Source organism: Halomonas korlensis (assembly GCF_900116705.1).
Classification (GTDB): domain Bacteria; phylum Pseudomonadota; class Gammaproteobacteria; order Pseudomonadales; family Halomonadaceae; genus Halomonas; species Halomonas korlensis.
Genome location: NZ_FPBP01000006.1, coordinates 197,479 through 211,660 on the forward strand (window position 1 = coordinate 197,479; position 14,182 = coordinate 211,660).

Genomic DNA, 14,182 nt, shown 5'->3' on the forward strand with positions numbered 1-14,182 from the left:
CGGGTCAGCGCAGGGGTTCGAGCCCGCGTTCAAGCGTGGCGCGTGACAACTCGCCAAAATGCGTATCAACAAGCTGTCCTTCTGCGTCGTAGAAAAGGGTTGTCGGCATGGCCATGGCGCCGGTTTGCTCGCCTACCGCCAGTTCCGGGTCGAGCAAGACATTGGCCAGGGACAATGATTCCGCTTGAAGGTAGCGTTCGATGCGAGCGCTATCTTCGCCCTGGTTAACGAATACGAAGGTGATGTCCTTTTCGTCTTGCTGGACGGCTTCGAATACGGGCATTTCGCGACGGCATGGGGGGCACCAGGTCGCCCAAAGATTCACGACCAGCGGCTTGGCTTCTGTCTGTGAGAGGCCACTGAGAGAGATCGGCTCGCCATCCATCGTCCATAGCGGTGTTTCCGGTATGGGACGGGATTGCTCGTCGAGCAGAACCAGACTTCCCGCCGTTAGGCCCCAGGTCATGATCCCGGCGCCAAGGGCATAGCTCAGCGGTTTCCGCTGCTTCGGCGAACGCCATAATGCCCAGGCAACCCATGCAAGCCCAAAAAGCAGGCCGCCAATAACATCGAAACCGCCGTCGCGAATGTCCACCATGGCGAGAAGCCCGTCGTAGGCCTCATGGTAGCGGACGACGAAAACCAGCCGTGCACCTGCCACAGAAACCAGCAGTACGTTAAACAGGGTGTCACTGACGGCGGTTTTGTATCGTCGTCCCACGAAAGCACCCACAATTAGGGCAATCGCCAACGCGAACATGATCAACAACTGGCTCAGGCTTATTCCCACCGGACCGATAGCCAGACTCTGGTTCAGTGTGCTCAAGGGTTTTGCTCCTCTTTAGTGGATGTCTGAGAGTCAGGCATCAGACCGGCGTGTTCCAGATTGGCGAGAAATTCCTCAGCGTTTAATTCACCAATGATGCGCTGCCCCCGGCGCTCCTCTCCGTCGGGGCCAAACAGCATGATGGTAGGGGGCCCCAGGATGCCGAATGCCTTCATGATTTCCCGGTCATTCGCGGAGTTGTCGGTAACATCAGGCTGAAGACGAGTGACATCATTCAGGGCCTGTTGAACATCGGCGTCTCCGAATACCTCGCGCTCGATAACTTTGCAGGAAATACACCAGTCGGCGGTGAAATCGACCATTGTCCATTCCCCGCGTGCGCTGGCCTGCTGAATGCTGTCCTGTAGCTTCTCCAGGGTCTCGACTTCTTTGAACTCCAGCGTTGCCGTTTCAGCCGCTTGGGCGTTGGTTGCATTGCCCTGTAAAAACCTCAGAGGTTGACGGAGGTCTTGGCTGCCGCCGGCGGCTCCAATGATCCAGACCATGCCCCATAGCCCGATGACGAGCGCCATGCTACGGCTGATCAGAGCCCTAGAGGGCAGTGCTGTTTTTGCTGCCACATGCCATAGAGCCAGGGCGAAACCGATCGCCAGAACACCCCACAAGCCGAGCATTACCGGGGTTGGCAGGATTCGTTCAGCAAACCATATCGCCATGCCCAGCATCACGAAGCCGAACAGGATTCTGACTTTTATCATCCAGGGGCCTGGCCGGGGCAGGAGGCGGGGGCCTATCAGCCCAACCAGTAACAGGGGTGCGCCCATTCCCAGGCCGAGGAACAGCAGGGCAAGACCGCCTTGCAAGACGTCTCCACTATCGGCGATATACAGAAGGGCTCCAGCGAGAGGGGCCGTCATGCAAGGCCCCACGAGCAAGGCCGACAGCGCCCCCATGATGGCGGCGCTAGCCATTCTCCCGCCTTGTTGCTGTTGTTGGAGCCGATCGAGTCGATGGCGTAAAAAGGCCGGAAGCTCCATTTCGAACAACCCGAACATTGCCATGGCCAGGGCAACAAAGAGACCGGCAAATATGCCGATGAAGACGGGGTTCTGGAACAGCATCTGAAGATTCGCTCCCGCCAGCGCTGCTGCGACCCCGAGAAGGGCATAGGTCAGGGCCATCGGGATAACGAATGCCAATGACAAAAGTAAGCCGCGACCCGGTTGGCGGCTACCCCCGATGATCAGGCTCGACAGGATCGGCACCATGGGTAACACACAGGGCGTAAAGGTCAAAAGCAGTCCCATGCCGAAAAAGGCGGCAAGGGTCCACAGTGTATTGCTGGAGGCTAAAGAGGCAGCAAGGCGCTGATCATCTGCCATTGAATCATTGACAGCGGCAGCGCTTGGAGCACTTTGGGAAGAAGACAAGCTGTCGGGCAGGGACGCGGCTGTCGATTGATTGGTATTTCCTGACAAGTCGGCAAGCGTCACGGTCTGGCGCTGGGGCGGATAGCACAGGCCGGCCTTGGCGCATCCTTGCCAACTCAGTTCGAGACGCTGCGCTTCTTGGGGGTCGAGGCGTACTTCAACGCTGTCATAGTAGACTTGAGACTCACCGAAAAACTCGTCGGTGATGAGTTCCCCTTCTGGCAAGGCGGGTCCCGCAATGGAGGAGGATTCGCCTTCGATGTTGAGACGATGTCGATATAAATAGTACCCATCGGCGATATCCCAGCGGAGCACAATGTCCCCACCTTCTCTGGAAGCAGTGAGGTGAAAGGCTTCATCCACGGGAAGAAACTCTTCCTCGCCTGCTTGTAAAGTCGAAGTGAAAACTAGGAGAAGCGTAGTAAGAATTGCCAATACATAGGGAGGCAATCGATGAAGCTTATAAACTTGCATATAGCTGCTCCAGCCAGTTGGATGCAGCATTATGGAAGCGTGACATTAACTGAGCATTAGTGGTTAAAAGTTTTTTAAAGAGCATTTTTTGGCTTGTTGTCTGCCAAGTTTATATCTCTTTACCAGTTGAAAAAAGATAAATAATCGTGAATACTGCGCTTGTTTTTTGGTCATGCGGAGCTGTTATGAAGCGCTTGTCTTTATGCCATCTTGGTTATTGTGTTGGGGCTGGAAAAACAAGCCGCGTCTGTGCATTAATGGTGCTGGTTATTTTCTTTCAGTCTGGCTCGGTATCGGCAGAAGAGAGTCGGCCAACCGGGGCAAAGTATTCTTTGGTGGATCATACTCGTATCGTTGGCGAGAACTACTTCACTGTTCTGAATGAGGACAAGCCTTTGCTGGATGTCGCAAAGGAACATGGCGTCGGCTACGAAGAAATTCGAGCCGCCAACCCCGATGTCAGCATCTGGATGCCAGGCGTAGGCACCGCAATCCGTATCCCTGCTAGACATATCCTGCCAGCAACGCCTCAAGAAGGCATTGTCATTAATCTTGCTGAATTAAGGCTCTATTATTATCCCCCGACAGGGGAAAATGAGATGCCAATAGTAGAAACGTACCCGATCGGCATCGGTCGTGATGGCTTCAATACACCGCTTGGTGTCACCAAGACCACGATGCGTCTTGAAGACCCCGCCTGGTACCCGCCCAGCTCCATGCGGGAAGAGGCGGCGCAACGCGGGGACCCACCCCCAGCCGTGGTCCCCCCGGGGCCCGACAACCCGCTGGGAAGCCATGCCATACTGCTGGATATTCCTGGCTATCTCATCCATGGCACCAATCAACCGGATGGCATTGGTATGCGGGCCAGCCGTGGGTGCATTCGCATGCACCCCGAGGATATCGAAAACTTGTTCGAGCGCATTCCTGATGGTACTCAAGTCAACGTTATTAATGAGCCCTTTAAAGCTGCCTGGGATGAGGGCCAGTTGTATGTCCAAGTCTTTCCACCATCTTCCGGGAGCGAAGATGAGTTGGGGCGCTTAGTTGACCCGCTGGAAACCTTGGGAAACGTGATGAAGGAAAGTGTCGAGTTAGATCACGCGCATGTCCAGAAGCTGATCATGCAGGCGGATGGCAATATACATCGAATTTTCCCGCATTCAGAGGAAATGAAAAATCGTGAAACATCGATCCTTGTAAGTATTTACGATGAATTGGAGACAATGCCACAGGGCTTCTATCCGTACACAGAAAAAGGTGAAGCCTGGAAGAGCCCAAAAAACTGATTACATATATGGCTCAGCCAGCTTCAGAAGCCGGTATGGCATTGGCGGTGCTCTCGCCGCCACAGTCAGCAAGCAGGCCAATGGGTAGCCGGCCCCGCTTGCCTGCGGAGTTCGGGAAGGAGGGCGGCGCCCGCGCCCGCGCCACAATCAGCCCCTACCCTGGCAACAGGTTATCCATCTGTGGCCAGGAGCCGTTTCAGGCGGGTGGCCTTCTTCTTGTCTTGATGTTCAGCTGGAGCAAACGAGGCCTGCTTCCTCCGGGCGCCGCTGGACCGCTCGGTTCAGCTAGTTTGAACAGGAAGATCAGCGGCGTTCCACGCCGCCCATGACCCCAGGGTATTCGCCACGTCGGAGAAGCCAGCTCGCTTCAGAATGCTGGCGGCAATAGAGGCACGATAGCCTGATCCGCAGTAGGTGACGGTGGTCTTGTCCGGATCCAGCTCGTCAAGCTGATCGGCAAGATGGGCGACGAAGATATGCTTTGCGCCGGGCACTCGACCACTGGCAACCTCATTCGGACTACGCACATCGAGCACCTGAACATCGGATTCTTCGCGCCGGGCGTTCAGCTCATGGACGGTCCACTCCTGCAGCCTGTTCAGCGGCAGTGCTGCGTTCTGCCAATCCGTCATACCATTGCGCAGGTAGCCACGGATGTCATCCAGACCGATGCGGTAGAGCTGGGTAATGGCTTGATGGACATCGTCTGCCGACTCACCCACCAGAAGGATCGGGCGGGAATCATCGAGCATCCACCCCGCCCAATTGACGAACTCGTTACGCAACGCAATGTTGATCGCCCCCGGCACGTGCCCACCGCCGAACGCCAGTATCGAACGGATGTCCACGACCTGCATGTCGGCGTTTCCGGCTAGTTCCTGGAAGTCTTGCGGCGACAGCGGCGGGGGCAGCGATGGGCCTTCCATCTGTGTTGCGGGACAGACGTTCAACTTCTTCAGGCGCGCATAGTGACGCGGCGGCTCCGGCATATCGGCAAGCAGCCAGTCGATGAACGCCTCTTCGCTACGCTCTTCCCGCAGGGCGGGATTAAAGAGCCGCTCGCTGCCAAGCGTAGATTGACGTCGGTCACCTATCGACTTGCCACACGCCGAACCGGCACCATGGCAGGGATACACTTCTATCCGGTCGCCCAGTGATAAATAGGAATCGAAGAGACTGTGGAACAGCTTGCCAGCCAGCTTCCGCTCACTGCCCTCTCCAAGCAAGTCAGGGCGCCCAACGTCCAGGTTGAACAGCGTGTCGCCGGTGAACAGTGCGATGGGCTCGCTGCCCTGCTGCGTATCGAACAGCTGCAGAGAGACGTGCTCTGGCGTATGACCGGGCGAATGCATGACCTGCAGCCTTACCTGACCGAGCTCCAGTGTCTCGCCATCGTTGACCTGGCGAAGATCGAACTGGTAGGCATCGGAACGGCCACCAATGATCTGCGCGCCGGTGCAGTTCGCCAGTGCCTGGGCACCGGATACGAAATCAGCGTGAATGTGTGTTTCGATGGCATAGGCGATCCGCAGGCCCTGCGCCTTTGCCATTTGCAAGTAGATATCGATATCGCGACGAGGATCGATTACCGCAGCCACTGCCGCCTCGCTGTCGCCGACCAGGTAGGAAATCTGTGCCAGACCATCTGTATAAATAGGCTCGAAAACAAGCATCGCTACCTCCATTAGAAATATGAGCGGAATTCTCCAATTTGCTGAAAACGAGTCTGCCTCGCCATCCAATATAGCTATCAATTCAGCAAACTGAACGGCCCCCCGAAATTCGGGCCAGGCGTTAAACCCTGATCATTCCATAGCGTCTCGGCATCTACATCTATGGAAGCCGCCTTGAAGAGCAGGCAGGATGAACGGTGATATACTGTCGAGCTATACTGGGTTTTCATGGAGTTTCAGTATGTCGGTGTGCGAGCGATTTTCGATATAATACGAATAGATGAGCAGATAGGTTTATTAAGTATCAGAGTATGTAGTCGAAACACTGTCATCCGCAGCTGTTCCCAGATCATACTAAAGGAGGAAGCATGAACACGAAGCCAGAACGAGACGTGGAAAAAGGTTATCCAAAGGCCGACTTCGTGGCCAAACTGCGACGTCTAGCCGATGCCATAGAGAACGGAGATCGTTTCGATATTCAGATTGAAGGCGAGCGTATCTATGTGCCGGTGCGTGCCCAGTTCACCATTGAACACGAGCGCTCGGATGACGAAGAAGAGATCGAGTTTCAGATCAAATGGTCCAGGCAGTAAGATATTCCTCTGGCCGGGTTGGGATATTTAAAAAAGCTGAATTACTGCTTGGTCTGTTTAGTCGTACCCGGGGATGAGATGTTTTCTTATCCTTGCCATGCGCCGTTATTACTAATGGCCATAAAGATCAGAATCCTTGTACTTGGTTAGCATGTTAAAATTCTAATCTTGAAGGGCGTCTGGACTTCCCAGGGGCGGCACCTCCAGACTGGGTTTTCCTATCTTCTGGAGCGCCAGGCTCATGCGAGTTTTTTCCAACCCGGTCGGTTCCGGCTCACTCTGGTTTGATAACCTGGTGACTGCCGATGGCTTCCCGGTCGCTTACGATCCGCAGGCGCGAGCCTTTCTGCCCATGCCGCCTTTTTGTGCCAACCGTGAGGTCATTGGCTGTAACTGGATCGCGCCCAAGCAGGGTGCCTTCTGTCGATCTTGCGCCATGACGGCACTGGCGCCCGACCCCTCGATTCCGAATGCCATCTCCAACTGGTCACAGACCGAAGCCGCCAAGCGCTGGGTCATCGATAACCTGGGCCGCTGGCACTGGTTCCGCCCCGAGGATCCTGGCGCGCCACCGGTATTTCACATGCTTGCCGAGGGGGCAACCCCGGTTCCCATGGGGCATGTGGGGGGTGTGGTGACGATCAGCGTGGCCGAGGCAGACCCGGTATTACGCACCATCCGTCGCGAGGCGCTGGAAGAACCCTATCGCACCATGATCGGGCATATGCGTCATGAGATTGCGCATATGCTGTGGTGGCGCCTGAGCCTGCGCGATGATTTTCTGGATGCCTTCCGTGGGATGTTCGGTGATGAGCGCGCGGATTATCCTGCTGCACTCCAGCGCCACTATCATGACGGCCCGCCGCCTGACTGGAGGCAACGCTACCTGACGACCTACGCCTCCGCTCACCCCCATGAGGATTGGGCAGAAACGACTGCCCACCTGCTGCACCTGACCGACATTACCGATAGCTTTGTCGCAGCAGGCCTGACCTCTCCGCAGTTGCCGCATCCGGGCTGGGACGCCTATGCCGAGCCGGATGCCGAACGCCTGGTTCACATCGCAGCATCACTGATTGCCGGCGTCAATCACGTCAACCGCTCCATGGGGTTGTCGGATCTCTACCCGTTCGTGCTGTCCGGTGTAGCGCTGCAGAAGCTTGCCTTCGTGCATGACTGGCTGCGCCGGGGAGCACAGGGACGTTGAGAGGTTAGATGGCCTGAAGTGAGCCGTAGGCTTGTAAATGGTGCGCGGTATTATCCGCTTTTCGTTGGCAGCGAGGCGGCGATTAACGCACCCCTCGATGCCACCGGACCCTCACCCACTGGCCTTGCTCGCGTCGTCGACCCGCACTCGGACGTAGGCGCCCGGTGCCTCCTCGATAGGTGGGAAACGCTCGCTACCGGGCTCGCGGGCGGGCACCTGACCGCCGGCGCGGCGTTGGAGCCACTTGCGCCATTCCGGCCACCAGGACCCCGGGTGGTGGGTGGCGGAGGCCAACCAGCGTTCAGGATCGCGGGGCAGGTGACCATAGCTAAAGTAGCCATACTTCGCCGAGTCAGCCGGATTGATGACCCCCGCGATATGGCCGGACCCACCCAGGATGAAACGCGGGCGGCCTCCCAACAGGTGCGCGCCGCGGTAGCTGGATTGCCAAGGTGCGATGTGATCCTTTTCGGTGGCAACGAAGAATGCCGGGGTGCGCACCTTGCCCAGATCGATGGCTTCCCCCGCCAGGGAAATGCCTCCCGGTTCAGTAAGGCGGTTTTCCAGGTACATGTTGCGCAGGTAGAAGCTCTGCATGCGCCGCGGCATACGGGTGGAGTCGGAGTTCCAGTAGAGCAGGTCGAAGGCCTTTGGATCGCGGCCGAGCAGGTAGTTGTTGATCACGAAGCCCCAGATCAGATCGGCGGACTGCAGCAGGTTGAAGGCGTTGGCCAAGTGCGTGCCCTCCAGATAGCCGCGCTGCTCCATGTGATGCTCCATATAGCGGATCTGTTCCTCGTCGATGAACACCTCCAGCGGCCCCACCTCACTGAAGTCGAGCAGCGTGGTGAAGAAGGTGGCACTGTGCACCCGCTCATCGCCCCGGGCGGCCTGATGCGCCAGGGTGCAGCCCAGCAGGGTGCCGCCGATGCAGTAGCCGATGGTGTTGAGCGTCTCCTCGCCGGTGACTTCCTTTACGATCTCCATGGCCTTGAGGGTGCCCTGGGTGAGGTAGTCGTCGAAGGCCACCTCGGCATAGCGTTCGTCCGGATTGACCCACGAGATGATGAAGACCGTTATCCCCTGGTCGACGGCCCAGCGGATGAAGGAGCGCTGCGGGGTCAGGTCCAGGATGTAGAACTTGTTGATCCAGGGCGGGACGATCAGCAAGGGGCGGCGGTCGACCTCCTCGGTAGCCGGCGCGTATTGAATGAGCTGCATCAGCTCGTTCTGGTAGATGACCTTGCCCGGGGTCACCGCGATGTTCTTGCCCAGCTCCAGCCCGGCAGTATCGCTCTGCTTGATGCGCAACAGCCCCTCGCCCCGGGCCATGTCGTCCATCAGGTTAGCCATCCCCTGCAGCAGGTTGGCACCGCCGGTACGGACCGTGGCCTCGATCACCTCAGGGTTGGTGGTGGCATAATTGCTGGGGGCGAGGGCGTCCATCAGCTGACGGGCATAGAACTCGATCTTTACCCGCTCGTCCCGGTCCAGCTCCTCGGTAACCTCATGCACCCCCTTCAACCACTGTTCGGCGGTCAGCTGGTAGGCCTGGCGGAGCGTGTCGAAGTAGAGGTTCTCCTCCCAGCCCTTCCCCTTGAAGCGCTTGTCTCGCGGGGCGGGCTCGGCGGCCGGTGACGGCGACTCGCCGAACAGGCGCTGGGTGGTGTTCTGCCACAGCGTCGTGTAGCCCTGCCACAGCTGCTGCTGGAGCTCCAGGGCGCGTTGCGGATGAAGCAGGAACTGCTGACCCAGACTGGCGAGCGACTTGGCCGCGACCGCCGGGTCGGGCAGGGTGAAGAAATCTCCGCGCGTCTGGCGCTCGAGCCAGCCCTGCCAGGCCCGGGACGATCCAGTCGACAACCGCTCAAGGGCCTCGGCGTAGCGCTGTGCCAGCTCGTCGGGTGACGTCTCATGAGGTGGTGTCGTCTTGTCGCCTGGCTTCGCTGACGATGGTTTCTTGTCATTCATGGCCTTGCCCCTTTTTTGTGGGTGCTATTCGCTAACAGCATCGTCCGAGCCATGGCCGCAGCCAGACCGACGAGTTGGGGCTGATGCGCTGCCCCATCTGCCGCAACCTACCGTTTCAGTATCGTAGGGGCTGGGTGAGACGCAACCGAGCAGGGTTGTTCCCGGCTGATGGGGACCCATCACAGTGCTATCGTAAGTCCTCCCCCTGAGCCGCGATGAAAGGAAACGCCGCATGAAATATCTCGGAGCCCACGTCAGTGCCGCCGGTGGCCCCGAACAGGCCGTGCTGCGTGCCGTGGAGATCGGCGCCGACGCTTTCGCGCTGTTCACCAAGAACCAGCGTCAGTGGCACGCCAAGCCGCTGACCGACGAGGCCATCGAGGCCTTCCGCGCGGCCTGCCGCGAGCACGGCTTCGGCCCGGGGCAGATACTTCCCCACGACAGCTACCTGATCAACCTCGGCCACCCGGAGGCCGCCGGGCTCGAGAAGTCCCGCGCGGCCTTCCTCGATGAATTCCAGCGCTGCGAACAACTCGGGCTCACCTTGCTCAACTTCCATCCTGGCTGTCACTTGAAGAAGATCAGCGAACGCGAGTGCCTGGCCCGTATCGCCGACTCGATCAACCATGTGCTCGCCGAGACCCGGGATGTCACGGCGGTGATCGAGAACACCGCCGGGCAGGGCACCAACCTCGGCTGGCGCTTCGAGCACCTCGCCGAGATCATCCACCAGGTCGACGACAAGTCGCGGGTCGGGGTGTGCATCGACACCTGCCACGCCTTCGCCGCCGGCTATGACCTGCGCACGCCGCAGGCCTGTACCGCGACGCTGGACGAATTCGATGCCGTGGTCGGCTTCGAGTATCTGCGCGGCATGCATCTCAACGACGCCAAGAGCGAATTCGCCAGCCGCGTCGACCGCCATCACAGCCTGGGGCGAGGCAACATCGGGTGGGACGCCTTCACTACGCTCATGCGCGACCCGCGCATCGATGATATTCCCCTGGTGCTGGAGACCATCGAACCGGCGCTGTGGGCCGAGGAAATTGCCTGGCTACGGGCCCAGCAGCTCGACGCTGCCGAGTAGCAGATTTCCTGGGAGGCCTAGGGCCGACACTCGCCTCCCACCGGCTGGCCACTCGCCTGCGGCTCGCGGCGGAATGCATGCAGGTCAACAGCGATTTCAGTACCGCGCAATGGCGGCGGCCGGCCGTGGCGAATGCGGCCAGTGCGAATGAAGGCGAGGTGATCATTGACGAGACGGCCTGAGCGGATTCGTTCCCTCGACCGCGATGTCAAAATGCAGCACATCCTCACGCACACCGAGCTTTGTATATAGCGCGATGGCAGGCTCGTCTTCGACGCCCTTATCGGCCTGAACGAAGATCACGTAGGCCCCGCGCGCGGCGGCGACTCGCTTCAATTCTTCAATCAGCGCCGTGGCGATGCCTTGCCGCCGGTGCGCCACGCAAACGGCCAGATCGTAGAGGTAGATTTCGCTGCGCTCTTGCTCGAACTTTCTGAGTTCATAGGCGGCGATCCCGCCGATGACGTCACCGTTCTTCAAGGCGGCCAGCGCAATGAAGGAATCGCCGCCCAGCAGGCGTCTTAGATACGCCGCACTCGGGCGGTTCTTCGTGTAGGTCGCCACGTCGTGGAAGGCGTCGCCGAAGGTCGTCGACAGCGCCTCCATCAGATCAATATCATCGGCCGTAAGATGGCGAATCGTTAGCGACACGAATGCCTCTCTATTTCTTGGACGGGGCCGATGGGCTATCCGCTACCCATGCCGCCCAGGCTTGCCCCGGTGATGAACAGGTCTGGCTGGAGACCAGGATGGCCACGTTGCGCTTTTCCCGGCCTGCCGGTTCCAAGGGCGTCTTTGAGATACGTTGATTCAGCTCAGCGAGACAAGGCTCAGAATACCAGCACCCTGTCGGCCTGCTCGGTAGCCTCGGCCAGGGCGTCCATGGTGCTGCGCTCAACCCCTTCGACGACTTCATCGTCAGTGAGCCCGCGCGCGTCCATGCAGGTGCCACACAGTAATACCTGCCCCTTCGCGGTGGCGCGCTTGACCATCCGCTCAATGTTGTAGAAACCGTCCGGCGTCTTCTGCCCCGCCTTGGCGCCGGATACGGCATCTCCCATCAGGAAGACCGTCACTTCGCCGTCCCGCTTCAGCAGGGCATGAGCGAGGCGTAGGCCGTTGTAGAGCCTTTCGGTGCCATAAGGGGGATCGTTGATGATGATCAGCGTCTGCATGGTGTGCCTCCTTGCTATCATTCTATTGATCGATAGAATGGTAGCGGGTATGGCAACCTGTCAAGCAGTTACATAGGCCGCTTCAGCCCGCACTCAACCGTTAGAGATGCACTGATTAGAGATGAACCGATGACATCGCAACAAGACCTCCTTGATACGTTGGCGCAGGTCGCCCGAGCTTTGGGGAATGGCCATCGCCTGGCATTGCTGGAGCGTCTGGCCCAGGCCGATGCGTCGGTGGAGACGCTGGCCACTACTGCCGGCCTTACTGTCGGCAACGCCTCTCAACACCTCCAGCAGTTACGACGGGCAGGGCTTGTCACCGCCAGCCGCTCGGGCAAGCAGATGATCTACCATCTGACCGATGAACGCATCGTCACCCTGATGGGCCTGCTCAGGCAGGTCGCCGAGACCAATCTGGCCGAAATGGAGCGTCTAGTCAGTCAGTTGTTCGCCGACGACGATGCGAAGGGCGCCCTGGAAGCGGTATCCCGGGACGAACTGCTGGCAGGTCTTAAAAACGGCAAGGTCGCACTGCTGGATGTGCGTCCCGAGGAGGAATTCGAGGCCGGCCACCTGCCCGAGGCGATCAACATCCCTCTGGAACAACTCGAAGACATGCTCGACAAGCTGCCCCACGACAGGGAGATCGTCGCCTACTGCCGGGGCGCCTATTGCGTACTCTCGCACGAGGCGGTTCAGCGCCTGCGACAACTCGGCTATCGCGTCAGGCGCTTCGAGGAGGGCTATCCCGAATGGAAAGCGGCTGGCCTGCCGGTGGTGTGACGAGGCGCACGATCATGCCTGAACCCGATGAATGACTCACTCCTGACCCATGAGCCGATGATCCGGGGCACCGTCTTCGCTCTGGTTCTGTTGGCAATGGTGGGGTGGGAAGTCGCCGCCAGACGGCGCCCTCAAGAGATACTTCGCCGAAAGCGATGGCCTGGCAACCTGTTGATCGTCGCACTCGATACGCTGGCGGTTCGCCTGGTCTTTCCCCTTGCCGCCGTTGGTGCTGCCCTCATCGCCTCCGAACAAGGCTGGGGGCTTTTCAATCGGGTCACGGCCCCCGCATGGCTCGCGGTGTTGGCGTCGGTTGTCGCGCTGGATCTGGCCATCTATTTCCAGCACCGGCTGTTCCATGCCGTTCCCTGGCTATGGCGGCTGCATCGCATGCACCATGCGGACCTGGAATTCGACGTCACCACCGGCCTGCGTTTCCATCCCCTGGAGGTAATGATCTCGATGGGCATCAAGCTCTTGGTCGTGGCTGTGCTGGGGGCGCCGGCCGTGGCGGTGCTGATCTTCGAAGTCCTGCTCAACGCCACCTCGATGTTCAATCACGGCAATGTCCGCCTGCCCGTCAGAATCGACCGCTGGCTGCGCCTTCTCGTAGTGACACCGGATATGCACCGTGTCCACCACTCCATCGTTCGCCGGGAAACGGACAGTAACTTCGGCTTCAACCTGCCTTGGTGGGACCGGCTCTTCGGCACCTATCGAGACCAACCCGCCGCCGGCCATCTCGATATGACGATCGGTATCGAGGACTTCAGGAACGTTCATGACCTCAGGCTGGACCGCATGCTGATTCAGCCCTTCTTGAGCCCTCGAAGGCAAACCAAGCGCAAGCGGCTTTGAGATGCCGACGCGGGCGCTCAACGTGCTACGTCGGCACCATGCATCCGCCGCAGCGGATCGAGCAGGGAGCTCAGCCCGTTGTGGTCGATTTCCTGCATCAGGTGCAGCAACTGGCCAATCTCGCCGTTCGGGAAACCTTCACGGGCGAACCAGTTGAGATACGGGCCGGGCAGGTCGGCGATCAGCCAGCCCTCGTACTTGCCGAACGGCATCCGGCGTGTCACCAGCTTCTCCAGGTCTTCGGGGTTCATTAGGTGGCTCCATAACGGCGAAGGAAGGAAAGCGGCAAAGGGAAATGGCGAGGGGATATCCGATAGGCCGTTGTTCGATTCTTGAACTAGCATGAGAAAAAACAACGGGCGGAGACCTTAACATGGACGATCAGCCTCGCCAGCCGGAAGAATATGATGAAACCGCCGGCGGGCGCTCCGCCAGGATGACGTGGGGCCTGCGCGCCTTCGGGTTGCTCATGGCGCTGGTGGTGTGGCTCGCCATGGGCTTCGCCGAGGACCTGTCGTCGGACGCGCGCTGGGTCGCGACGATCGCCACGCTGATGGCGGTCTGGTGGATGACCGAGGCGATCCCGCTGTCGGCCACCGCCCTGCTGCCGATCGTGCTGATCCCGATGCTGACGGCGCGCACCGTCGGCGAGGCCACGGCGCCCTACGCCAGCTCCATCGTGTTTCTGTTCCTCGGGGGTTTCCTGATCGCCATCGCGATGGAGAAATGGAACCTCCACCGGCGCATCGCGCTGCTGACGCTGGCCCGGGTCGGGGTCGAGCCCAAGCGCATCGTGCTCGGCATGATGCTCGCCACGGGCTTTCTGTCGATGTGGGTCTCGAACACCGCGAC

General features: G+C 59.3%; 14 protein-coding genes. 7 read left to right on the plus strand and 7 right to left on the minus strand.

Translation table 11 applies throughout. The annotated features are described in order from the left end of the window. Positions 1-4 precede the first annotated feature (4 nt). Positions 5-826 carry a TlpA family protein disulfide reductase gene (locus BM341_RS10310; RefSeq protein ID WP_089795582.1) on the minus strand — a complete coding sequence of 274 codons (822 nt, stop codon included), beginning with the start codon at positions 824-826 and terminating at the stop codon, positions 5-7. After that, on the minus strand, positions 823-2,691 hold the full coding sequence (dsbD, locus tag BM341_RS10315; protein ID WP_089795584.1) for a protein-disulfide reductase DsbD: 1,869 nt from the start codon (positions 2,689-2,691) through the stop codon (positions 823-825). The genes BM341_RS10310 and dsbD overlap by 4 nt, the downstream gene beginning before the upstream one ends. A gap of 185 nt (positions 2,692-2,876) precedes the next feature. Here dsbD and BM341_RS10320 point away from each other — a divergent pair, with 185 nt between their 5' ends. Then, entirely contained in the window at positions 2,877-3,980 is a 1,104-nt protein-coding gene (locus tag BM341_RS10320; protein ID WP_089795587.1) for a L,D-transpeptidase family protein, read from the plus strand. Positions 3,981-4,261: 281 nt separating this feature from the next. Here the strand turns inward: BM341_RS10320 and BM341_RS10325 are convergent, their stop codons facing one another. Then, the gene (locus tag BM341_RS10325) at positions 4,262-5,653 is read right to left on the minus strand and encodes an MBL fold metallo-hydrolase (protein WP_089795589.1); all 1,392 of its coding nucleotides are present in this window, start codon (positions 5,651-5,653) and stop codon (positions 4,262-4,264) included. A 368-nt stretch (positions 5,654-6,021) separates the two neighbouring features. On the opposite strand from BM341_RS10325, the gene BM341_RS10330 reads away from it, so the two are divergent. Both BM341_RS10330 and BM341_RS10335 read left to right on the plus strand, forming a co-directional pair. Beyond that, positions 6,022-6,246, plus strand: a complete 225-nt coding sequence (locus tag BM341_RS10330) for an amphi-Trp domain-containing protein (RefSeq protein WP_089795591.1) — start codon at positions 6,022-6,024, stop codon at positions 6,244-6,246. A 241-nt stretch (positions 6,247-6,487) separates the two neighbouring features. Beyond that, positions 6,488-7,453 carry a zinc-binding metallopeptidase family protein gene (locus tag BM341_RS10335; RefSeq protein WP_089795593.1) on the plus strand — a complete coding sequence of 322 codons (966 nt, stop codon included), beginning with the start codon at positions 6,488-6,490 and terminating at the stop codon, positions 7,451-7,453. Positions 7,454-7,564: 111 nt separating this feature from the next. Here BM341_RS10335 and BM341_RS10340 read toward each other — a convergent pair whose 3' ends face one another. Continuing rightward, entirely contained in the window at positions 7,565-9,424 is a 1,860-nt protein-coding gene (locus BM341_RS10340) for a PHA/PHB synthase family protein (RefSeq protein ID WP_089795595.1), read from the minus strand. A 232-nt stretch (positions 9,425-9,656) separates the two neighbouring features. Here BM341_RS10340 and nfo point away from each other — a divergent pair, with 232 nt between their 5' ends. Continuing rightward, positions 9,657-10,511: a deoxyribonuclease IV gene (nfo, locus tag BM341_RS10345; RefSeq protein WP_089795596.1), complete on the plus strand. Its 855-nt coding sequence runs from the start codon at positions 9,657-9,659 to the stop codon at positions 10,509-10,511. A 162-nt stretch (positions 10,512-10,673) separates the two neighbouring features. Here the strand turns inward: nfo and BM341_RS10350 are convergent, their stop codons facing one another. Continuing rightward, positions 10,674-11,162 carry an AAC(3)-I family aminoglycoside N-acetyltransferase gene (locus BM341_RS10350; protein ID WP_089795598.1) on the minus strand — a complete coding sequence of 163 codons (489 nt, stop codon included), beginning with the start codon at positions 11,160-11,162 and terminating at the stop codon, positions 10,674-10,676. A gap of 179 nt (positions 11,163-11,341) precedes the next feature. After that, on the minus strand, positions 11,342-11,686 hold the full coding sequence (locus BM341_RS10355; RefSeq protein ID WP_089795600.1) for a DsrE/DsrF/TusD sulfur relay family protein: 345 nt from the start codon (positions 11,684-11,686) through the stop codon (positions 11,342-11,344). Between the two features lie 129 nt (positions 11,687-11,815). Between BM341_RS10355 and BM341_RS10360 the strand changes: the two genes are divergently transcribed. Then, positions 11,816-12,472 (plus strand): ArsR/SmtB family transcription factor, encoded by a 657-nt coding sequence (locus tag BM341_RS10360; protein ID WP_089795602.1) that lies wholly within the window; start codon positions 11,816-11,818, stop codon positions 12,470-12,472. 27 nt (positions 12,473-12,499) lie between these two features. Next, complete coding sequence (locus tag BM341_RS10365; protein ID WP_089795604.1) at positions 12,500-13,330, plus strand: sterol desaturase family protein; 831 nt, start codon at positions 12,500-12,502, stop codon at positions 13,328-13,330. A gap of 17 nt (positions 13,331-13,347) precedes the next feature. Here BM341_RS10365 and BM341_RS10370 read toward each other — a convergent pair whose 3' ends face one another. Further along, entirely contained in the window at positions 13,348-13,581 is a 234-nt protein-coding gene (locus tag BM341_RS10370; RefSeq protein WP_089795606.1) for a DUF3820 family protein, read from the minus strand. A 122-nt stretch (positions 13,582-13,703) separates the two neighbouring features. Here BM341_RS10370 and BM341_RS10375 point away from each other — a divergent pair. Then, positions 13,704-14,182, plus strand: a 479-nt coding sequence (locus tag BM341_RS10375; protein WP_245784244.1) for an SLC13 family permease, incomplete at its 3' end; no start/stop codon positions are given.